The 20,857-nt window shown below is 34.2% G+C and carries 20 protein-coding genes; 11 read left to right on the top strand and 9 right to left on the bottom strand.

The annotated features are described in order from the left end of the window. Positions 1–249: 249 nt before the first annotated feature. Complete coding sequence (locus AC4G3O_RS10205; RefSeq protein WP_491136122.1) at positions 250–537, top strand: hypothetical protein; 288 nt, start codon at positions 250–252, stop codon at positions 535–537. Between the two features lie 26 nt (positions 538–563). Further along, on the top strand, positions 564–1,346 hold the full coding sequence (gene yidC / locus AC4G3O_RS10200; RefSeq protein WP_308810529.1) for a membrane protein insertase YidC: 783 nt from the start codon (positions 564–566) through the stop codon (positions 1,344–1,346). Between the two features lie 145 nt (positions 1,347–1,491). On the opposite strand, the gene AC4G3O_RS10195 is transcribed toward yidC, so the two are convergent. Beyond that, on the bottom strand, positions 1,492–2,979 hold the full coding sequence (locus tag AC4G3O_RS10195; RefSeq protein ID WP_490551769.1) for an aldehyde dehydrogenase family protein: 1,488 nt from the start codon (positions 2,977–2,979) through the stop codon (positions 1,492–1,494). Positions 2,980–3,337: 358 nt separating this feature from the next. Between AC4G3O_RS10195 and AC4G3O_RS10190 the strand changes: the two genes are divergently transcribed. Beyond that, positions 3,338–3,754, top strand: coding sequence for a hypothetical protein (locus tag AC4G3O_RS10190; protein ID WP_491136121.1), 417 nt, complete (start codon positions 3,338–3,340; stop codon positions 3,752–3,754). 62 nt (positions 3,755–3,816) lie between these two features. On the opposite strand, the gene AC4G3O_RS10185 is transcribed toward AC4G3O_RS10190, so the two are convergent. Next, positions 3,817–4,740, bottom strand: a complete 924-nt coding sequence (locus AC4G3O_RS10185; protein ID WP_066099977.1) for an aromatic acid exporter family protein — start codon at positions 4,738–4,740, stop codon at positions 3,817–3,819. A 164-nt stretch (positions 4,741–4,904) separates the two neighbouring features. Between AC4G3O_RS10185 and pepT the strand changes: the two genes are divergently transcribed. Continuing rightward, the gene (pepT, locus tag AC4G3O_RS10180) at positions 4,905–6,137 is read left to right on the top strand and encodes a peptidase T (protein WP_491136120.1); all 1,233 of its coding nucleotides are present in this window, start codon (positions 4,905–4,907) and stop codon (positions 6,135–6,137) included. Positions 6,138–6,514: 377 nt separating this feature from the next. On the opposite strand, the gene AC4G3O_RS10175 is transcribed toward pepT, so the two are convergent. Next, a complete protein-coding gene (locus AC4G3O_RS10175) occupies positions 6,515–6,889 on the bottom strand; it encodes a DUF2750 domain-containing protein (RefSeq protein ID WP_066099981.1) in 375 nt (124 codons plus the stop codon). An 809-nt stretch (positions 6,890–7,698) separates the two neighbouring features. On the opposite strand from AC4G3O_RS10175, the gene AC4G3O_RS10170 reads away from it, so the two are divergent. Next, entirely contained in the window at positions 7,699–8,535 is an 837-nt protein-coding gene (locus tag AC4G3O_RS10170) for an ABC transporter permease subunit (protein ID WP_491136119.1), read from the top strand. Further along, entirely contained in the window at positions 8,528–9,508 is a 981-nt protein-coding gene (locus AC4G3O_RS10165; protein WP_066099986.1) for an ABC transporter permease subunit, read from the top strand. Before AC4G3O_RS10170 ends, AC4G3O_RS10165 begins: the two co-directional genes overlap by 8 nt. Positions 9,509–9,687: 179 nt before the next feature. Here AC4G3O_RS10165 and AC4G3O_RS10160 read toward each other — a convergent pair whose 3' ends face one another. From AC4G3O_RS10160 to AC4G3O_RS10145, 4 genes are all read right to left on the bottom strand, one after another. After that, positions 9,688–10,164: a BsuPI-related putative proteinase inhibitor gene (locus tag AC4G3O_RS10160; RefSeq protein ID WP_066099988.1), complete on the bottom strand. Its 477-nt coding sequence runs from the start codon at positions 10,162–10,164 to the stop codon at positions 9,688–9,690. Positions 10,165–10,226: 62 nt separating this feature from the next. Continuing rightward, entirely contained in the window at positions 10,227–11,648 is a 1,422-nt protein-coding gene (locus tag AC4G3O_RS10155) for a hypothetical protein (RefSeq protein WP_066099991.1), read from the bottom strand. Between the two features lie 333 nt (positions 11,649–11,981). Next, the gene (locus AC4G3O_RS10150; protein ID WP_066099995.1) at positions 11,982–12,749 is read right to left on the bottom strand and encodes an alpha/beta fold hydrolase; all 768 of its coding nucleotides are present in this window, start codon (positions 12,747–12,749) and stop codon (positions 11,982–11,984) included. A 465-nt stretch (positions 12,750–13,214) separates the two neighbouring features. Continuing rightward, a complete protein-coding gene (locus AC4G3O_RS10145) occupies positions 13,215–13,610 on the bottom strand; it encodes a hypothetical protein (RefSeq protein ID WP_066099998.1) in 396 nt (131 codons plus the stop codon). Positions 13,611–14,004: 394 nt separating this feature from the next. Between AC4G3O_RS10145 and AC4G3O_RS10140 the strand changes: the two genes are divergently transcribed. Both AC4G3O_RS10140 and AC4G3O_RS10135 read left to right on the top strand, forming a co-directional pair. Further along, positions 14,005–15,042, top strand: coding sequence for an endonuclease I family protein (locus AC4G3O_RS10140; protein ID WP_139891174.1), 1,038 nt, complete (start codon positions 14,005–14,007; stop codon positions 15,040–15,042). A 98-nt stretch (positions 15,043–15,140) separates the two neighbouring features. Then, positions 15,141–15,626 carry a DUF4306 domain-containing protein gene (locus AC4G3O_RS10135; RefSeq protein WP_066100001.1) on the top strand — a complete coding sequence of 162 codons (486 nt, stop codon included), beginning with the start codon at positions 15,141–15,143 and terminating at the stop codon, positions 15,624–15,626. A 200-nt stretch (positions 15,627–15,826) separates the two neighbouring features. Here the strand turns inward: AC4G3O_RS10135 and AC4G3O_RS10130 are convergent, their stop codons facing one another. Further along, positions 15,827–16,141: a hypothetical protein gene (locus tag AC4G3O_RS10130; RefSeq protein WP_066100008.1), complete on the bottom strand. Its 315-nt coding sequence runs from the start codon at positions 16,139–16,141 to the stop codon at positions 15,827–15,829. Positions 16,142–16,554: 413 nt separating this feature from the next. On the opposite strand from AC4G3O_RS10130, the gene AC4G3O_RS10125 reads away from it, so the two are divergent. Further along, positions 16,555–16,782, top strand: a complete 228-nt coding sequence (locus AC4G3O_RS10125) for a hypothetical protein (protein WP_139063780.1) — start codon at positions 16,555–16,557, stop codon at positions 16,780–16,782. A 124-nt stretch (positions 16,783–16,906) separates the two neighbouring features. Here the strand turns inward: AC4G3O_RS10125 and dacB are convergent, their stop codons facing one another. Continuing rightward, entirely contained in the window at positions 16,907–18,388 is a 1,482-nt protein-coding gene (dacB, locus tag AC4G3O_RS10120; RefSeq protein WP_225983682.1) for a D-alanyl-D-alanine carboxypeptidase/D-alanyl-D-alanine endopeptidase, read from the bottom strand. Positions 18,389–19,551: 1,163 nt separating this feature from the next. Between dacB and AC4G3O_RS10115 the strand changes: the two genes are divergently transcribed. Together AC4G3O_RS10115 and AC4G3O_RS10110 are read left to right on the top strand one after the other, a co-directional pair. Next, a complete protein-coding gene (locus tag AC4G3O_RS10115; RefSeq protein WP_066100014.1) occupies positions 19,552–19,995 on the top strand; it encodes a hypothetical protein in 444 nt (147 codons plus the stop codon). 313 nt (positions 19,996–20,308) lie between these two features. Next, positions 20,309–20,770 (top strand): hypothetical protein, encoded by a 462-nt coding sequence (locus tag AC4G3O_RS10110; protein ID WP_139891175.1) that lies wholly within the window; start codon positions 20,309–20,311, stop codon positions 20,768–20,770. Positions 20,771–20,857: the final 87 nt, after the last annotated feature.

The following is a 20,857-nucleotide window of genomic DNA, read 5'->3' as shown; positions in this document are numbered from 1 at the left end:
TTAAATCCTTTTATTAAACTTTATTTTGGTCTTGCAGCATAATGATTAAGGTAGCTAACACCTTTGTTTATATAAGTAAATATCAATCAAAAAACTGCTTCACCTCTCAGCTAAAACTTTATTCCCTTCTTATTCGTCTCTTCTCACTTAATAAGAGAACTTCTTCTATCCCTGGCATTCATTTAATGGTATAGTATCCATAACAAATCACTTCATAATTTGAAAATCTTAAACGGAGAGTTGCCAGCCATGATAGGATTATTAATTGAATACGATTATGATGTCATACAGCAGACATTAATAATTGCCTTTTTATTCTCGGTTGTCTTTCCGTTAGCCGCCTTATTCATAGTGCATAAGCAAAATAAAGTCCTTTTCAGTAACCACTATGAAGAAGGAACGAATCAATCGATTTTAAAAAGCAATAAGAAACAGCCAATTATAGATAAACGCCATATTCAACGCTTTTTCACTTTATTTCGTATTAAGGTAAACCCCGGAGATAAAGAAAGCAGCCATTTCCATCCCATCGTATAAACAAATACATGATCGGAGGAAATGGATTGAAAAAATTAATAGGTGTTTTATTCGCAGGAATGTTGTTGAGTGGATGTTCAGCCAATTCTAACGGAGACGGTTTTTTCCAACACTTTATTGTCTCTCCCTTATTATCCTTACTGGAATTTAATGCAGATCTATTTCAGGGGAATTATGGGCTCGCCATTATTTTGGCTACGTTGCTGATTAAATTATTGCTCATGCCGTTGACTGTTAAACAGTATAAAACTCAAGCTGATATGAAACGGAAAATGGAAGTTTTAAAGCCTGAGATGGAAGCTATACAAGAAAAATTAAAACAAACAACTGATGCAGCGAAGAAAGCAGAAATTCAACAGGAAATGATGCAGCTTTATCAGAAGCATGGCGTAAATCCTCTCAATATCGGATGCTTACCAATGCTGATTCAAATGCCGATATTAATGGGATTCTATTATGCCATTAGGGACTCACATACAATTGCAACCCATGACTTCCTTTGGTTTAGTCTTGGCGAGGCGAACATGATCATGGCGTTAATTGCCGGATTGATTTACTATCTCCAATTCAAAGTCAGCTCAAGCCAAATGCAGCCTGAACAGCAGAATCAAATGAAATTAATGGGACTCTTGTCACCTATGATGATTATGTTCATTTCTTTTTCGGCTCCGGCTGCTCTTCCGCTCTATTGGATAACAAGCGGAATCTTCTTGATCATCCAGACATTCGTTTTACAAAGTATCTTTAAACAGGAAGAACCAAAAGACCTTCCAAAAATTCAAACTGAGCCATCTTTAAAGAAAAGCTAAGCTCTTAATAAATAAAATCACCCCATAAAAGACAGACATAGCTCTGACTTTTATGGGGCTTATTTATGCTCTTATTTAACTGATTAACCAAATAAGGAAAAACAGTGTGATTACCGTCCATAACCACACTGCTTTCTTAAAGATCTTAGTCCATATTAATCCATACACTCTTCACTTCTGTGTAGTTATCGAGTGCATAGCTTCCCATTTCACGACCAATACCGGATTGTTTGTACCCTCCAAAAGGAGAAGCCGCATCAAATGTATTATAGGTATTTACCCATACCGTACCCGCTTGTAACTTATGTGCGATTTGATGAGCCTTTTTCAAGTCCTGTGTCCAAACACCTGCCGCTAACCCGTAGTTGCTGTCATTGGCTTTTTGTATAAGATCATCAATATCATCAAATGGCATGGCCGCTACAACAGGTCCAAATATTTCTTCTTTTGCTATTGTCATGCTATGGTTTACATCTGCAAACACGGTCGGTGATACAAAATAGCCTTTATCAAATGGAATATCCCCTCCAATTAACACTTCGGCTCCTTCTTCAACACCTTGGTCAATATATCCTTTTACCCTGGACTGCTGCTGGGCGGAAATAAGCGGGCCCATCGTTGTATCTTCTTCTAACCCATTACCCTGTTTAATATCCTTGGCACACGTTATTAAATCAGAAACGACATTATCATACATTTTCTTTTGGACATATAAACGGCTGCCTGCACAGCAAACTTGCCCCTGATTAAACATGATACCCATTAATGCACCCGGAACAGCCTTTGATAAATCTGCATCCGGAAGAATGATATTCGGCGATTTTCCTCCAAGTTCCAATGTTACGCGTTTCAGCGTATCAGCAGCTGATTTCATAATTTGTTTACCCACCTTAGTCGAACCCGTAAAGGCAATCTTATCGATCATTGGATGATCGACCAATGGTTGTCCTGCTGACGGACCATATCCTGGGACAATATTGACGACTCCATCCGGGAATCCAGCTTCACTAATTAGTTGTGCCAGGTATAATGCAGAAAGAGGTGTGTTTTCTGCTGGTTTTAATACGATTGTACACCCGGTAGCAAGTGCCGCTCCGAGTTTCCAGGCAGCCATTAATAATGGGAAATTCCACGGGATAATCTGCCCAACCACTCCAACTGGTTCATGTTTTGTATAATTAAAAAAATTACCGGCTACTGGGATGGTTTGTCCCATGATTTTAGTCGACCAACCTGCAAAATAGCGGAAGTGTTCAATGGCTAATGGAATATCTGCATTAGATGTTTCACGGAAAGGCTTCCCGTTATCCAATGTTTCCAATTGAGCCAACTCCAGCTTGTTTTCTTCCATTAAATCTGCCAATTTGTATATTAAACGACTGCGTTCTGCAGCATTCATTGTTCTCCATGGTCCTTGATCAAATGCTTTACGTGCAGCTTTGACAGCTATATCAATATCTTCAGATTGCGCTTCTGAAATCACAGCCAAAACTTCACCAGTAGCAGGATTCATTGTTTCAAATGTTTTACCAGATACTGAGTCTACGAATTCACCATTCATATATAACTGTTTTGTACCTTTTAGAAACTCTGCTAATTTAGGACTAATATTAGAGCTTATAGTAGTGGTCATTTAATTCCCTCCATTTATATCCATCATTTTGTGAACGCTTTCAGTATATTCCATCTATTTTCCATTTTCAATTAATTACCATCTGAAGAGCAAATGAATCGTTCGCTCCTTTTTGACATGAATTAATTCAATACACCATATATTTGTTGAAAAAGAGCAAAGCTTGATCTATATTGTACTTTTGTGTTCTTTTAGCAACATAGACGCGCTTTTTGCATTTTTAAACACATGCTTTCAAAATGAATGATAAAATGCTCTCATACAAAATAGTTTCTCTTATTGATAAAAGGGAAATATATCCATTGTATAGAATAGTATTAAAGAGGCTCCATCTTTACTTTAACGAGGAGGTTCCAATTTGAATCAGTCAGTACTTATTGAGGATTTTAAGTCCTTCTTTCTTGAATTTCAATCTATATGGAATAGCTGTAATACTGAATTGATGATTTCCAAGCTTTCTCTGAATTTATCTGTTCGTTGGGCAAATGCGGATGGTGTCGTTTCAGATTGGGGATATAAGGAGGCTTGCCTAGGATGGGCAGAAGCTTTTGACCAATATTGCGGACATAACCCAAAATGGAATTTTACTATTTTACATACTACTCCAGCGTCTGAGGATGAGGTCATTGTTTTATTTTGGGTAACATTTGAAATGGATGGTGAAAAGAAAGAGGTTGTTAAACTGTTTGTACAGAGATTTAAAAGATATGAAGATGGATGGAAATTGTTGCATGAATACTGTGAAAGTTTACGGCCAGAAGCAGCAATATTATAGACGCCATACCTTTCTTCCACACAAAAAAAACGAACTGTTTTGAAAACAGCACGTTCTCTTTACTACGATTGGATTTCGATAAATTGCTCAATTTTATTGATCAAGATTAACAGGGCAGCACGAGTTTCAAACTCCTCCCTTGTTTTTGGTAAATCCATATTCTCAAACTTACCTCTTAGATTCTGTAATTTTAACAGTAGACGATTCCGGTCTTCTATATTTGCACCCAAATCATCTACGAAGTCAGCTACCATTTCATTCTGCTCAAATGTTGTAGGCAGATGAATGATTAAAGGAGCCATTCGCTCAACGATTTGGAATTGCTGATGCACTTTAGTGAAGTATTGCAAATAATAGGAGTCTCTTTTAAAAAAGGAATTTTCCTCACTTCTCTTGGCTAATTCCATACCCACTTCGATTAGCTTCTTTGTTTTAATAATGTATTCATCATTCCAAACACGTTCTTTTTTCCGAATAAACTGACCGAATTGCAAGAAGATCACTTTAAAATTTCCTTCTAGCTCCTTTATAATCTTCTTAATCTCACCTTCAACACTTGGCATATATAAGTTGAACAAAAGAGCGACCAGAATTCCAATCGATACGATGCAGATTTGGTTTAAAATAAGCTCATACGTAATATTTTGCGATATGTATAATTGCATGACAATAACAAAACCAGGTACAATACCGTCCTGAAGCCCCAGCTTAGCCATGACCGGTATATAAATAAATAATAATAAACCTACTGCAACAGCTGTATAAGCACATCCTTCAAATATCAATACAGCCAATAAAATCCCAAGTATACAAGCTGCAAACCGCTGCCATGCAATCTGTATACTTCTGCGCTGTGTACTCTGAACACTTAATAAGGTGATAACTGCAGCGGTTGCTGTATTTTCCAGCGACAAAACTTGAGCAATAACCAAGGCAATCATCGCGCCAATCGCTGTCTTAACTGTGCGGCTTCCAATTGTAAACATGGTTGTATCGATCCCTTCTTTCTTTCCATCCCCATTATATAAGAATACCCGAAATAAATAAAATTACCTCTGTACGGAAATATTAACCTAAAGAAAATTCGAATAACTTTTTGTTGATCAATAAAACTTTCGTTATAATAGGAATACAGAAGGAGATGAATCTGATGAATAAAAAATTAGTTGAACGCTTTATTACATATGTAAAAATTGATACCCAATCCGATGAAAACAGTCAAACATGCCCTTCTACAGAGAAGCAATTTGACCTCTTAAATCTTCTAAAAGATGAATTGCAGACAATAGGAATGGAAGAAGTAACACTTGATGAAAATGGCTATTTATTTGCCACCCTTCCCGCGAATACAGAAAAAGAAGTACCAACAATCGGCTTCCTTGCTCATGTCGATACGGCTACTGATTTTACCGGTAAGAATGTAAAACCACAAATCGTAGAGAATTATGATGGCGGTGATATTACGCTTAATAAAAATCTTAATGTCATCCTATCACCGAAAGACTTTCCTGAGCTAAAAGAGTATATAGGTAAAACACTTATTACCACTGACGGCACTACTCTGCTTGGTGCTGATGATAAAGCAGGCATCGCTGAAATCGTAACGGCAATGGATTACCTAATTAAACATCCGGAAATTAAGCACGGCAAACTTCGTGTCGCTTTTACACCGGATGAAGAAATTGGCAGAGGCCCTCATAAGTTTGATGTGGAGCGTTTTAATGCTGACTTTGCTTACACACTGGATGGCGGTCCCATTGGTGAACTTGAATTTGAAAGCTTTAATGCTGCAGGGGCAAAATTGACTTTTAAAGGAACCAATGTCCACCCAGGATCCGCTAAAAATAAAATGGTCAACTCCTTAAAGATTGCCATGAATTTCAATGATGAGCTTCCAAAAGAAGAATCACCCGAATATACAGAAGGCTACGAAGGCTTCTATCATCTCCTATCGTTAAACGGTGATGTAGAACGTACTCATGCCGCTTATATTATCCGCGATCATGACCGTGAAAAATTTGAAGCCAAAAAAGCGACGATGAAAGACCTTGTTGCAAAATACAAGGCTAAATACGGCGAAGAAAATATTATATTAGATATGAATGATCAATATTATAATATGGGAGAAAAAATTGAACCTGTAAAGGAAATAGTCGATGTCGCCCATCAAGCCATGGAAAACTTGGGCATTAAACCAATTGTTAAACCAATTCGCGGCGGTACAGATGGTTCCCAACTATCCTATATGGGCCTGCCTACTCCTAACATCTTTGCCGGAGGAGAAAATTTCCACGGTAAATATGAATATGTAGCTGTTGAAAGTATGGAAAAAGCCACCGAAGTCATCATAGAACTTGTACAATTATTTGAGAAACGGGCATAATTTCTCTTATATGAAAAAGAGTGTGCAGAATAGAGGATACCAAGTCTATTATAGAGGCTAGGTATCCTCTTTTATTTGAATTTAACCAGACAAGGAAAATGGTATATCCAATATAAAAGAACTATTAAAACCCCAATTATATCCCTCCGCAAGCCGCAAAATATATACTACTTATTTTCAATTTTCTCCAATAGGGCAATAACTTTTTCGTTTTGTGCGATTATTATTTCATTTTGCTTTCTCAGTTTTACAAAGTCAAAGAGATAGACTAATAAAATCACTATAATTAAAAATCACAATCCTATTCCCCTTTCACAGTACAAAATAATTCCATTTATTATTCATTTAACCTACCCAGCCAGTAGGAACAACCTATCCTATAGATTACGAATCATTTCCTTAATTTCATCACGTGATTGAATGTTCGAATCTTTCCCGTTAGGAAAAATCACCGCAATACCACGGTCATTTTCAATATCAACAAGTATATCATCTAAAAATGTAGTTAATGGAACGTTAAAAGCTTCGTATGAATTATGATCTATTTTAGCAGCCTCTATTTCAGCAAAACTTCGGCTTGGCCAAACTGGAAGCAAAAAATGATATTCTCCTTCATCTTCTAATAGTAATAAGTCGCCATTATTTTTATCACGAAGTAGCCACACCTGTTCATCCGTCACAACCATAGCATAAAAATAAGTAAGTCTTTTTTCAGCAGGACGTTTTAAAATAAATTGTTTAATTAACTTCATATAGACCATTCCTTTTCACGACATATAATTTAAATTTATTCGACAGATAAAATAGAAAGTCCTTCTTTCTTCCGAAGAACTGCCCTTTACCCCTGTAAGAATTCATCGAAAAAAGCAGTAATTCGCCTTGAATCAATGCCGCTATTAAATCTATTACTCTATTTATTTTTAATTAAAAAAACAACGTCTGCATAAAACTCATTGTCTTATATAACTTCATAACGCCATAACCCACTTTGAGGAACTTCAAAATTAACTGTAAAACGCTCTAATTTTGAATAACCCGGTGACGGTTCTTTGATTCTTATTGGATTTAGAGCCGTTATCTTCTCTTCTGTTTCTTTATGATAGGCATATATAGCTAATTCTTTACCTTCAAAGGTTTTAAAAGGGGCAGTAAAATGGAATACCTACCCAAATGGTTTACCTGCTATTAGATTAGGTTCTGGATTTACCGTTAATAAAATTTATATTCATTACGAACTTGCCATTCTTGATTCATTATGGTTTCTTTTGGTTTATTATTTTCGGTTTCTTTTTTTGGAGAACAGCTTACTAACGTTACAAGAAAAATAAGCAAAAATATGGGCAGAAACCTTTTATTATTAATCACTTCCTCTCAGTTATTTTTAACAAACTTCCTTTTATTAAATAACCATATATTCGTGTAAATAGACTTAAAGATTCGTATTCTGGAAACAAAAATAATTTATAGACAAAAAAGATAGATATAATTATGATAAAATCATATCCAAAAATTAGGATAAAAAGGAGATGATTTTATTTTAATTTTCAAAAAAACTGCAGTAATGATAACAGAAGTGCTTATAGCCATTTTTGTAATTATCTGCGTTAGTGCATTGCCAACACTCTTCAGAGATATTTCTGTTAATTTTTTTGCTTTCTTAGTAGAAATCAAAAACACTTTTCTATCGTTATTACACCCTCTAGATATCACATATGGGATGGGCATCCAAAGACCAGTTTTTCCACAAATATTCTACCATTATAAAGAATCAGTCCTACTGATTGTTGCATCACTTTTAATTTCAACCATACTTGCATTCTTATTAACTTACCTAATCCTATTAGTTTTTCAAACAATTAAAGGTAAGATTATGTGGTTTCTCACGATTATTGAGTCCCTACCAGATATATTTTATATAATCGCACTTCAATTTCTTACTATTATGTTTTTTAAAAAAACAGGTACGCTCATATTAAACGTAGCTTCCGCGGGGGATGATCGGGCCTTTTTTCTCCCTATTGTATGTCTTAGTTTGCCTTTAACCTTACTGTTGACTAAATTTTTAATACAGCAATTTGAGAAAGAACAAGGGAAGTTATATGTAGAATATGCTGTAACTAAGGGAATGAAGCCACTATACATATTTAATATTCATATATTTAAAAATGTATTATTCAGTTTATACCACTATTCCAAAACGGCGATTTGGTTTGTTATATCTAATTTGGTTATTTTGGAGTATATGTTCAATATGACAGGGATTATCTATTTTATCTTTAGAAAATCACCCGAAATATTTGTAATCGGTATACTGATGATTTATTTGCCATTATATCTTATTTATCGTATATGCGATTGGTTAATTCCCCCGGTTGTAAGAGGTGAAGCGATTGATTAAACTTTTGCTAAAAAATAAAACATTTATGGTTGGATTTTTATTTGTATTTATCTTATTGATTTTGAGTATGGCTAATACACTCTTTAACGATAGTACGATTAGAACTGTGCCTCTATATATGGATGATCAAGCGAATATAGTAGATTCTCCTCCTTACCAGCCATTTACACATGGGTTTATAGCTGGTTCAGATTCAGGTGGCAGAGATTTACTTCATATGATTATACATGGTGCAAAATTTACGATAGGGATTGCTTTTCTCATTGCTATCTTACGGGTTTTATTTGCCTTAATATTTGGCGCTTTTTTAGGAGTATATTGCCAAAAGTATATTCGTTGGTACGAAAAAATATTTGATCCAATTACGGTGATTCCACTAACGTTAGTAGCATACTATGTTCTATTCAGTGTAATTGTCTATGGAGGAGATGGTTCTCCTTTTCCATTTTGGGAAAGAGCTTTGTTTGAAATAGCAATTCTAACTTTTTATGCTGTACCGACATTGGCTATCTATCAAGCTAATGAAATAAAAAAACTTCATAAAGAAGAATTCATGGAGGCTGCTATGGTGTTAGGTGGCGGTAAACTACATAAATTAAAGACACATATACTTCCTCATTTAAAAGAAAATATCGTTATTATTTTGATTCAGCAGTACATACAAGTACTCGTTGTATTAGCTCATCTAGGAGTACTAAAAATTTTCTTTGGCGGTACATTACAGGATTCTGATGGAAATGCTAACTCAGCTTCTCACGAATGGTCAGGTTTGATTGGCCAAGCTTACGATAATCTGATCGGGTATCCCTGGTTACCACTTATACCTATCCTATTTTTAGGATTAACCATTTTATCCGCTCAAATGATGCTAAGCGGGTTCACAGATGTAATAAATAATAAAGCTTTATATCTGGCTAAAGTATCTAAACCGAGAAAACGTGCTGCTAAGAAGAAGATAGAAACACAAAACTAACTATTTAATGAACACGAATGTGTCTGGCTTGATAGTTGTATAAGGTAGAATCATTAGGAATTGAATCATAAAAAAATAGCCCAATCATATTATAAAATTAAAATATGATTGGGCTATTTTTTTACATTGATTTGAAGGTTAAGTATCCAAATATAATATAAATTGGTACCCTTCTTTCGTTAGTCTACTTTGAACTGAATTTTTTTCCTTGAGTCATCCTTCACCCCTTTGGCTGTTAACCATGCTTCTAGAGTGTATTCTCCAGGTTCAAGGTCTTTCAAATGGATATCATGCGTTAATTGCGCTCCTTTAACCAGTTCTTTTTCAGTAATAACCTGTATAAAGGATTTTCCCTCTGAATACTGGATGATTGTTTTTCCCGCTTGATCCTTTAAAATATAATCAAACGTTTGGCCGCTGTTAAACGTTAATTTAATCGGTTTCGCTGTCTCGTTTTCAACTGTATATACAAATAAGTAATCATTTTCGACTTTGTTCTTTTGGACTAAGCTTGACGTTAAACTTGCATCATTGATACGATTTGTACTCTTATCTATATTCACTGGTTTATCATCACTTCCTTTGTTTGGACTGGGTTCTTGCCCGCATGCTGCCAACAGGAGGATACATAAAATAAAGCTTAGACTTTTTTTCAAACTCACACCTCCTTATAATTCCTTTGTTTGTTAGGTTCTACAATCATCTGCCATTCCCCTGCTCAATCATTCTTAGATTTTATTTTTTCCTTCATCCATTTATAGACTGTTACGATTCCTAACACTCCACCCAACGCAATTCCGGATAATGCTACAAATAAAGCGATATATTCAAAGAAGGAATAGGATGCAGCCTGGGACCAGTTAATATTCCCTTTCCAATCCTGTTCAATGACCAGATTCATGCCGTAAATTCCCGAAATAACCGTATATGTAGTTAAAAACGTAAGTAAATATTCATGTCGTTTCCCTGTTAGCTTTTCGTGGTTTTTATAGAGATTGCCAAGTGTTCGGTTCACATGATTATAAAGCTCATCCATATGAAAAATATCTTTCATTTTTAAATAGATTTCTTTCCCAAAAATCCGGCTATGTACTTCAGGCTGATAAAATTGTGCAGAAAAATTCGTGATTCGAATGATAAGCTTTTCAATAGAACCTTTTTTATCATCCACTCTCAGCTGGGAATTCTCATACGATAATTCTAATAAGAGGAGTCGATTGAAAAAGAATAAAATATTTGTGTAAAAATTTTCTCCATACATACGCTCAGCAATAAATTTACTTTTCTCTTCACATTCATTTGATAGACAGACAAATGCATAATTACTGATTATATAATAGGAAGAATCGCCCCATCGATCATATACATGCTGATCACAAAAGCGATGGATGTATGCCTCCGATTTAGCACCGGCATAGGGATGTCCTTCCCTATCATATCCCTTAATCAAAGCGGCTCTGTATAAAGAAATTTCATCCAGGAGGGTATTCTTTTCGAAAGCTAAATAGTAGTAAACTTGCATACGTTCTTCTATAAAAAATGGCAAACTGCCAAAATAGGTTGTATGCTCTTTCTTTGATAAATGATCCTCCAGCCATGGACAATATTCATTGAAAATAATTCCTTTTGTTTCAGAATACTCTTTTTCATTTAATCTAATAACTATATCATGCGGTTTATCTAGTTGTCTGAATAAGTCTATAAAATGAAGAACATCATTATAGCTCATATGATCAGGCAAATTAATTCGCATATTCATAATGCCAATATTATACGGACAAACAAAGATATCAAAAGATACTAATATAAAATCAGTTTCTAAATACTTGGATTGTAAACAACCCTTTTGATTGATAATTTTACTAAAGCGACGAAATGCATTTTTATCCTTTATAGTTGGGGGAAATAAAATGGGCTCCATATTAGGAAGAAAAAATTTCTCCATGCGTTCATGAGATACTCGTATATCTCCATAAAATTTGCAATCCTGACTTGTATCTCTTAAATCAAAAAACTCCCACTGCTCTTTTATTAACTGCTGAACCAAGCCCTCACTCCGTGAGTCCTTTATTTGAAAGGGGAAGATGAACTGTAGGTAGGATTGTTCCACTTGAAGTTCTGGGATTTCTATCTTAGACATTCTGTATACCCCCATCTCTCTATCTATCTCTCTTTTCCCTCAATACTGGATTAAAAAACTTATTGATTGGTTTATATAATAACCTATGATGAATAATTGGGTTTATATTCAATATATACAAAACAAGTACTAATATTAAGAGGAGAGTGGACTATATTCTCTCATCACACCCATTCACAGTCCAAAATAAAAAACCTTCTAGAGAGATTACCACATCACTCTAAAAGGTTTAATAACCGATGTAAAAGAATTAAGATTATTTTAGTAAATGAATTGTTTAATCGATATATATGCCAATCGCTTTACTATCATCAACTTTGGCTTTTTGTTATTTCAATGCGCCAATAAAAATTGTAAGGATATCTCATTGAATTGGGCAGCTTGATCTATATTACATACATGACCGCTATCCTTTAATATGACTAACTGACTTGATGATTGTTTTTTTACTAGCCGCTTCACTGGTTCTAAAAACACATAATCCTCATCTCCCATAATATATAATGTAGGAATATGTGTATCTTTTTCATTGATTTTCAATAAATAGCTTGCGATATCACCAGTTAGTGATAACCAACGCAAAAATTCTCTATGCTTAATTTTTCTCGCCTCTTGAACAAATAAATGACGTGAAGTTTCATGGGTTTTTCTCGGCATTAAAATCCAGGCAAATAGTTTATATAACCACATAAATGGGATTATTTTCTTAAACATATTTGCGATACCAAGTAAAAAGTGCAGCCTTGGTGTAATACGTATTACAGCGCCTGCAAGTACCATCGAATGAAACCTTTCAGGGTTCGTCTCAGCTAACTGACGAATCAGCATTGTCCCCAGTGAAATTCCTACAAAGTGAGCTTTATCAATCTTTACTTCATCTAAAACATTTAAAATATCTTCGCTAACCAAATCAAGTGTATATTTAGTTGGACTGTTCTCAATCTCACAATCACCATGGCCGCGAAGATCGACGACCAACACATTAAAATGCTTACGGTATACTCGAATTTGCTTGTACCAAATAGTTGAGCTACCTCCTGCACCGTGTACTAAAACAACCCATTCTTTATGTTGTTGACTATAGATTTTATAATGTAACAAATTTTTCATCCTTTAGTTATTTAACATATACTATCATTACGTACAGCAACACTCATGGTTTCAAATTTTAGAGTATTTTACATTAGATGTATGCCCAAAAGTAATATCCGTAAACATTTCCATTTATCAGATACCGAACATATCTATAATTTTTTCGCTTCCTGCTAGCGTTTGATCAAGCATTTATCACTTCTAACATTTATTTCCTCTTGGGTGCTAGATATACAAATATTTTTAATAAATGAAGGAGCAGCGGTAAAAGACGATACATAGTCTAATCATACTGAATCTTTCAGTAAGGGACTTTGTGAAACAAACGATAATCAGAGTATTAAATAAGCCAAAAGAGAAAAAGCACTTTTTATAGTTCATGATAAATTAACATCGGCCGATATAATAAAAGCCCCATAGACAAGTCTATGAGACTAGAGGTATTATTTCGTTATAATAGTAATATTCAAATATTTATTTTTTGGGACTGCGCCATTTTTCAAGTGCAGTCTGTAATACAGATGCTAAAAAAAGAGTTTCTCCTATACTGATTAAAATTCGATTCATTGGATTATGCATATTAATCGATTCTCTATCAAGTTTACCTATCTGTTCTTTTTTTAATTGAATAATAGCTTCTTCAGCTTGACCTTTTGAGAATCTTAAAAGCTTATTTCCCCAATCCTGATCATCCTTCGTAAATAATACAGAGTCTTCTTCAATGATTGCAGCAAATTTTACACCGTAATTATTTTTGTAGTGATACGGAGCTTTTTCAAAGAAATCCTCAGGCGTGTCTTCTAACATTTCATGTTCAGCTTGTATAGCCTTAATCTCTTCTTCTACTTCTAAACTAGTGCTTGTAACCATAAATACCAACTCCTTCTGCTAAGTACTTAAAAGTATAAACGGTTTACCAAAAGTTGTCTTCTTATATATGGAATGATATAAAAAGTAATTATATTTAGAATTTTCTTTTAAATATAACTACAATATTGGAATAATGATTACATTATGTAATAAATAGTTCTACCCTCGTATACAATAGCTAATTCTAACTTTAAACGATATATTATACATTGATTTATAGAAAATTTTATTATTCGAAGAATTTCTTCACCCTTTTTGTTAATATTCACTCTATGATTATCTTATAATCATTCTACTGAAATCATATATTTCTTAACCTCTAGATAATCTGTAACCATCATTTATTTACATTTGTTTCCACACTTGATATTATCAAAATAAAGAGGTGAAGCTGATGAAAAAAAGAATCCATCCGTCTTTTTCTCATTCCTATGAAATAATCTTGCAGGATACCGTCCATTTTTTGCTAGCTTTATTCCATAAAAATCCCTCACACCGTTTGATAAAGGAAACTCTTAATGTATGCTATGACTCTATTATTCATGTTACACAACCCCTTACCCGCCAACTTCAGGAACAACCTACAGAGAAAATTGAATTCCAGCTAGTTACAGACATGATTAATGAAATTTATTACGATGAAAAAGAGGACCAGAGCATTATTGATATGTATTACAAAAACCTTCCACTGGATGACTTTTCAAATGACAATTTAGTTTCGGAGCTGACCGAATTGCTGACAAGGACTCATAATCCCCAGCTCTCCTATTCAACCAGCAGAAAAGCGCTCCATTCATGGGTAGATTTGCGTGAAGATGGTCAAATAAAAAGCATATATTCCGACCAAAGCTTAAATCCCAGTGATGTAATTGCTCAGGATAAACTGCTGGAAGATGCGGCAATCGACCAAATGATACAAGTATTGAGTAAGGATTTCGGAGTGCTTCATGAACATAAAAATATATTGATTGAGTCCGTATTGCGGTCTCTCCAATTCAATATTGAACATGTCATTCCACAATCGTGGTTTGAGAAAAGACACCCCATGGTTGGAGATCTTCATCATTTATTTACGTGTGAAAAAGATTGTAATTCATTCAGAAGTAATATTCCTTATTATGATTTTGAAGACTACAAACCTGGAGCTTATAAAGAAGTCATAAAATCCTTTTGCGGAAAAAGAGATGGCAATCAAAGGTTTGAGCCTGAAAATGGCAAAGGTGAAATAGCACGAGCATGCTTATATTTTTTAATGAGGTATCCTGATGAAATTATACAAGAAAAAATGTCATTGATTGATATCGACCTATACAAAAAATGGCACAACAACCATCCGGTCTCTCTTCATGAAAAACATCGAAATTGGGCAATTTTTAAACTCCAAGGAAATCGAAATCCCTATATTGATTTTCCTGAGCTGGATTTCACATGATTATAAGATATTTTTTCAGAGTTTGCTAACAATTGAAGATTCCAGTCATATTTTTTGGTAACTACATGATCCATACTATAAAAAATGAGGGATACAAAATGAAACTGAAAACCATTATTCCGCTTTCAGCTTCATTGTTATTGCTATGTTTATCAACAATGGCCGCTTTCTATGAAGGAAGTGCTCTCCGAGATGACATTTTCGAATGGCGGTGGTCCACTCCATTTACTATGCTTACAGCAGAAAGAATTTCACATGCCGATCAAGTATCAAAATTAGATTACCTGGTTTATGCTGCAAAATTCCAGCCGTTTTTTCCTGCTATTATGTTGATATGTCTCATTAGTATCCTCATCTTAGCCAGTTATATTGGTATTAAAAATCCAAAGACTCATGCTTATTATTTTTCGGTCTTGGCTTGTGTAATGGCAAGTGCAGGTTTAATGATACTCTCTGATCATGTGGGGACAAAATTTATTTATTCCAGCATACTACTATCAGGAGTTATTATTTCCTCTCTCTTAGCCTATCAGCACTTTACTCAAACACTCACACAATCTACATTTAAGCAAAATGAGACTTAAAATAATACCAATAATTAAAAGAAGGAGTGAAAATTCCACTCCTTTTATTGCGACATTCTTTTGTTTCAACTCTGTTAATGATTAAGGATGAGATTAGCGGAATTGCAAAAACCATCCCATTGTCGATATGTCTAATGTGCTAAGTCAATGTTTTTGTAATGAATAGTTTTAAAAAGGAGTACTCCAAGAGGCATATCTTCTTATGAATTCCCTGCTTCGAATTGATCCATAAGCATAAAAATAAAAACAATCGCCAAATGAAGAATTGCCAATATTGCGAAATGGTATCCTTCAAGGATTTTTATATAATAAAAAAAGATGGGAAAAGCAACGGTTTCATAACCAAATAAAACCAATAGCCACCCTATTCTTTCAGCCAATTTTTTCTCATTCTTCGGAATAAAGACTTCATTATTCCCTGCGATAAAGGACGTTTTTCCTTTTTTTCTAATCGAGTTCCCACTCATCATGAGTAATATACCGATCACCGCAAGTACAACAGAAGGCAAAAGCATTCTCTTTCCTCCTCATAATTCATCAGCATATTCTTAAACATGTATTCTGATTTTTTCAATAATTAAGTGAAACTTATTTATTGATTTTATCATCAAAAATTATCATTTAGAATTGCTAAATGCCGCTTTTTAAGTAAAAGGATTCCAACTAATTAGCATTATTCTATGTACCAATGAATTTTACAAAAATAGGAGGTATACCTTTGCCATTAACTTTATAGTATAAGGTAATACCTAATATAGGTCTCCCCCTTATGTTTATAAAAATACAATTGACATAGTGTACAGTTTAAAGGAACGAATGTGCCTCAGAATAAAGACGTCAGTTACATGTTTATTTGTTTTAATGATGTTTTTAAAATGTTCCCATTCCTACATCATGAATAGACTATAAAGGAAAGGAGCGGTTTTTTTTGAACAGAGATAAGTACGACGGTCTCCATTTCTTAGCGATTATCTGCATAACCTTTTTACAGTTGAACTTTGGCTTTAATGACTGGATTTTCGGATTGCTTATAACCATATATGCCGTATTTGCCATTTTAGTTATTGAAGGACTATCGAAATACTCCGTGACAAAATTTATCATTTTATTACCAATGATCTTCCTATTAAGAATCTTCATCACTTTATACTCATGATTTCAAATAATTTATAGATTACTATAAAATACAAAACTAATTCAGATATCAGCATGACCTGCACCAAGGTTAGATGGTCTTGAGCTCATAATAGTGCAGGTCCTACTTAATTGGATTGTTCTTTCTAATTGCTAGCCAGAATGACAGCCATCTCGTCTTCAATTTTCTTCAGCTGATTTTCTTTCTTGGCATTGTTAATAATGATGGAGAAAACGTATTTATTCCCCTTCTTTCCTTTTACATATCCCGTCAAACTACTGACCGTTGAAATCGTACCTGTTTTGGCTATGATTTTACCTTGTGCAGCTGTGCCCTTCATTCTGTTTCTTAATGTCCCTCCTACACTTCGATCACTATCACCTGCTACTGGAAGTGCATTCTTATATGTTTTATACCATGGTTTGGTTTGCGCTTTATAAAGTAAATTTGTTAATGCGTTAGCTGAGATCATACTAACATGAGACAACCCTGAACCGTCTCTCATAAGTATGGCATCATTTCCAATCCCCAAATCGACAAACTGGCCCTCAACAACTGATAATCCCTTATCCCAGCTTCCCACTTTTCCTTTTACCCTGCCCATTTCTTTTACAAGAACCTCAGATATTGTATTATTACTAAGCTTCATATATGGTACAAGAATCGTACCCAATTTAGGTGAATGGTCGGTGGCAAGCTTTGTAGGCTTAGCTGGTATTTTTCCGGCTGTATAATTCCCAGTAATTTTAATGCCTTGCTTTTCTAAAGATCTTTTAAATAAAGCAAGGGTATATCGAGTAGGCTCCCATACAGAAATCCATGTTTTTGTAGTACCGGAATTTAGAGGGACATTCCCGGTGACAGTAATTCCATTGCTGCCATGTTTTCTATGTATCTTAACAGTATTTTTACTGTTAACCTTACCAACTTTGGTTTTGTTCGATATCTTCACATAATCCGTCTTTGGAGTCATGGTTACAGAGGCGGCTTTACCTACTTTATTGCCAGACTTGACTTGTATAATCACTGTACCTGCATCATAATCAGCATTGGGGGAAAAGGTTAATCCAGAAATTTGAGCACCATAATACTCTTGCTCATCACTCCATGGCATATCCAATGATAATCGGATTTGGTCATACCATGTATCATCCGCCACAAGATTTCCTTTAATCTTCTTTATCCCCTTCTTTTTTAGAGCTAAAGCAATATTGTCTAGATCCTTCTCCCCTAGAGTAGGATCCCCCTTCCCTCTGATGTAAATATTTCCCTTTAAGGTACTTCCTTTTTGTTTACCATCTGTATAGATCTCAGTTTTGAAACGATAGTTTTCTCCAAGTAATTGAAGAGCAGCAGCACCGGTAACTAACTTCATACTTGAGGCCGGCCTTAATCTGGTATCCCCATTATGCTTGTATATTATTTTTCCATTAGATGCATTTCTCACGCTTATTCCAATACTGGCACCTTTTAAATCAGGATGGCTTAGCACCTTGGCGATTTTAGAGCTTAACTGGCTTCCTCCAGCGGCATTAGAAGCCTCGTCCTTTTTCAAGGGACTGACAGAGCTAAAACTAATAACCATAACAACCATTAACAGACATAACCATTTCATCTGCTTGTACAATGGACTCTCCCCTTCTATATTTTTTTTAAACACTTTTATTAAACAGCAGAGTATAACTGGCTATGAAGGCATAGCCATATTAATTTGTATATGAAAGCACCTAAAAGGAGAATCATTTTTAAAAAAATGACCTCACACTTTTTACTAATTATCTTCTCCCTAATCATATTTACTAGTACTGCTTCTATTGTTAAAACATTCAGAGAAGGGATATAGTTCGCGAATACATTGGTTGCTCCCCCTTAACTTTATATATTCTGATTTATTAGCTATATAGTGTGGGGATGAAGAAACAGCTAAAAAAGACTGTGAGTTAGGAAGATTATGTACAAACACGTTTTCAGAAACAGGGTTAGTACCCCCAGTGCTTGTCTTGATGTTTGGAGTAAATGTTGGGGTTATCAAGGGGAAAAATATGTACAAGGATGGAAAGACCTATAAAGTTATAGTGTGGTCTTGGCAACAGTATTCAAACAGCTCGAATCACCAATCATATTATAAAAAAAATAATGCCAGGCGTTAGCATCCTTTTTTATATGATTGGAGTAGCCATAACCTCTAATTTTAAAATATGTAGAACATACTTAATTCTTATTATATAATGTAGAGATATATACATAATTCTATACTTTTAGTTGTTTTTAGATTCATTAGTCAAAACTTTTACTAATACTAAATAAAAATATTATGTAAACAATCATTTTAAAATCTAAGCATATGTTAAACCGAGCACAACCTATATAATTGAGGAAATGAATTCCTCTAATATCATAAAAGTGTAAATCACTAATGCTATACCAGCAACAGCAATGAATCCAACAAATAGTGCAGAGCAAATTATCTTTATAAAAGAAATAATAGTGGTAAGAATATTTTTGTTAAATATTATAATATGAGCCATCTTATTCAACCTTTCTGAAAGTCTTCTACTTTCACTATACCGTAATCCCTTGCCAAATGTTAACACCTATTTTCCTTTATTTTGTAATAACATTTCCGTATTTCAAGAGGACCTCTAAAAAACAAACGTTAAAACCTTGCTATAAGAATGATTTATGTTAGATGAAATTATAAATATATGATTCATATGGAATCAAAATATTTTGTTTTTTTTATTTTTTGTTCTATCATAGATTATTAAAAAAGGAAAGTTAGGTCTTAAGATGAAAAAAAACACATATCATACAATTATTGCTGAACTAAATCAATCAGACCAAGTTTCTCAAAAATTATTACATTCTTTATCAGCTCCGATTATTATAAAAATGTTTTATAATTTATTCGGACCTTCTGGGACACACCGGTTAAGTGAAAATGCTTATTATAAAATTCTTACTGAATTGAAAGACCACACGGAAGAGCTTCCAAACACTTCTGTGCCATATGCCAGTTCAACACTGATTCATTTATTTTATGACAAGATTGGCAGGCACGTCACGGCTGAGACCGTTTTGGAGGATGATGAAGGGGACTCCAAAGAAGAAACAAATGATTTAACAGTAGATGACCTACTGGATTTACTTAATTTCGCAAACGAAGATCATGATGAGCTTTATGCAGAACATATTAAAGATCGCCTTTCTCAAATTTGTTCTTTATTACGATAAAAATTATAAATATGTGGGGATGCTTTTTTAAAAGGCATCCTTTTTAATGCGTACAAATGTTAATTACAATAAAATATCAAAATTGATCAGCAACCATTATAAATAGATTATTTTGCCAAGCGATTACATATAGAAGTATTTCCAACAAAGATGCCATCTAATTACAGGGTATTCCTTCTAATATAGGGAAAATACTACTATATTGTGACAATTGCAATTATTCAGTTCACTACAGTGTAAATCATATAAAGGTATATGTTATTATGGTCCCAACAAAATATTGTGCGATTATTATTTTTTGAGGGGGATTTAAATGAAATCAACGACTAAGGAAATCATAGTATCAGAAATCAGGCAGACAAAAACTGTATATGAAAAGCTATTGATATCATTAACAACTCCAGTCCTACTTACTATTTTCAAACAATTATTCGGCAGAAACGGAGAGTTTTCCTTATCCGATAAAGGATTCGATTGTGTTGTAGAAGAACTTGAGTCTCAGAATCGACTACCAGAAACAAATGGGGAAAAAATCACAGATGCCTTATTGGTAGATATTTTCACTGATTTTTATACCAATCAGAATGAAGATAACCCTCTTAAAGATCAAATGCCTTCTGTTGACGAACAATCAACCCCTCATCTAACACTTGATGATTTATTAGATTTACTTAATATAGCTATGAAACATCATGATATCCTATATGCCAATGAATTAAAAAGACGTTTATTGGTACTTAACAGGAATCATAAAAACAGTATAGAAGCCTCCTGAATATCTACCTTCTAAGCGAATGAAGCACCCTGTTCATTCGCTTTTATTATTGCATCACTAAGGAAAGTTCATGGCTAGATGGTTGGT

It is taken from the genome of Bacillus sp. z14 (2026), assembly GCF_058313575.1.
Note: the sequence above shows the minus strand (reverse complement) of the source record. Positions and strands in the feature narration are given on the sequence as shown.

What these genes read in the sequence shown, in the direction of transcription:
- AC4G3O_RS10195 (WP_490551769.1), bottom strand. Translation starts at nt 2,979, where the DNA reads ATGACCACTACTATAAGCTCTAATATTAGTCCTAAATTAGCAGAGTTT.
- AC4G3O_RS10205 (WP_491136122.1), top strand. Translation starts at nt 250, where the DNA reads ATGATAGGATTATTAATTGAATACGATTATGATGTCATACAGCAGACA.
- AC4G3O_RS10130 (WP_066100008.1), bottom strand. Translation starts at nt 16,141, where the DNA reads ATGCTTTTGCCTTCTGTTGTACTTGCGGTGATCGGTATATTACTCATG.
- AC4G3O_RS10185 (WP_066099977.1), bottom strand. Translation starts at nt 4,740, where the DNA reads ATGTTTACAATTGGAAGCCGCACAGTTAAGACAGCGATTGGCGCGATG.
- AC4G3O_RS10140 (WP_139891174.1), top strand. Translation starts at nt 14,005, where the DNA reads ATGAAAAAAAGAATCCATCCGTCTTTTTCTCATTCCTATGAAATAATC.
- pepT (WP_491136120.1), top strand. Translation starts at nt 4,905, where the DNA reads ATGAATAAAAAATTAGTTGAACGCTTTATTACATATGTAAAAATTGAT.
- AC4G3O_RS10110 (WP_139891175.1), top strand. Translation starts at nt 20,309, where the DNA reads ATGAAATCAACGACTAAGGAAATCATAGTATCAGAAATCAGGCAGACA.
- AC4G3O_RS10170 (WP_491136119.1), top strand. Translation starts at nt 7,699, where the DNA reads ATGATAACAGAAGTGCTTATAGCCATTTTTGTAATTATCTGCGTTAGT.
- AC4G3O_RS10145 (WP_066099998.1), bottom strand. Translation starts at nt 13,610, where the DNA reads ATGGTTACAAGCACTAGTTTAGAAGTAGAAGAAGAGATTAAGGCTATA.
- AC4G3O_RS10155 (WP_066099991.1), bottom strand. Translation starts at nt 11,648, where the DNA reads ATGTCTAAGATAGAAATCCCAGAACTTCAAGTGGAACAATCCTACCTA.
- AC4G3O_RS10115 (WP_066100014.1), top strand. Translation starts at nt 19,552, where the DNA reads ATGAAAAAAAACACATATCATACAATTATTGCTGAACTAAATCAATCA.
- AC4G3O_RS10175 (WP_066099981.1), bottom strand. Translation starts at nt 6,889, where the DNA reads ATGAAGTTAATTAAACAATTTATTTTAAAACGTCCTGCTGAAAAAAGA.
- AC4G3O_RS10135 (WP_066100001.1), top strand. Translation starts at nt 15,141, where the DNA reads ATGAAACTGAAAACCATTATTCCGCTTTCAGCTTCATTGTTATTGCTA.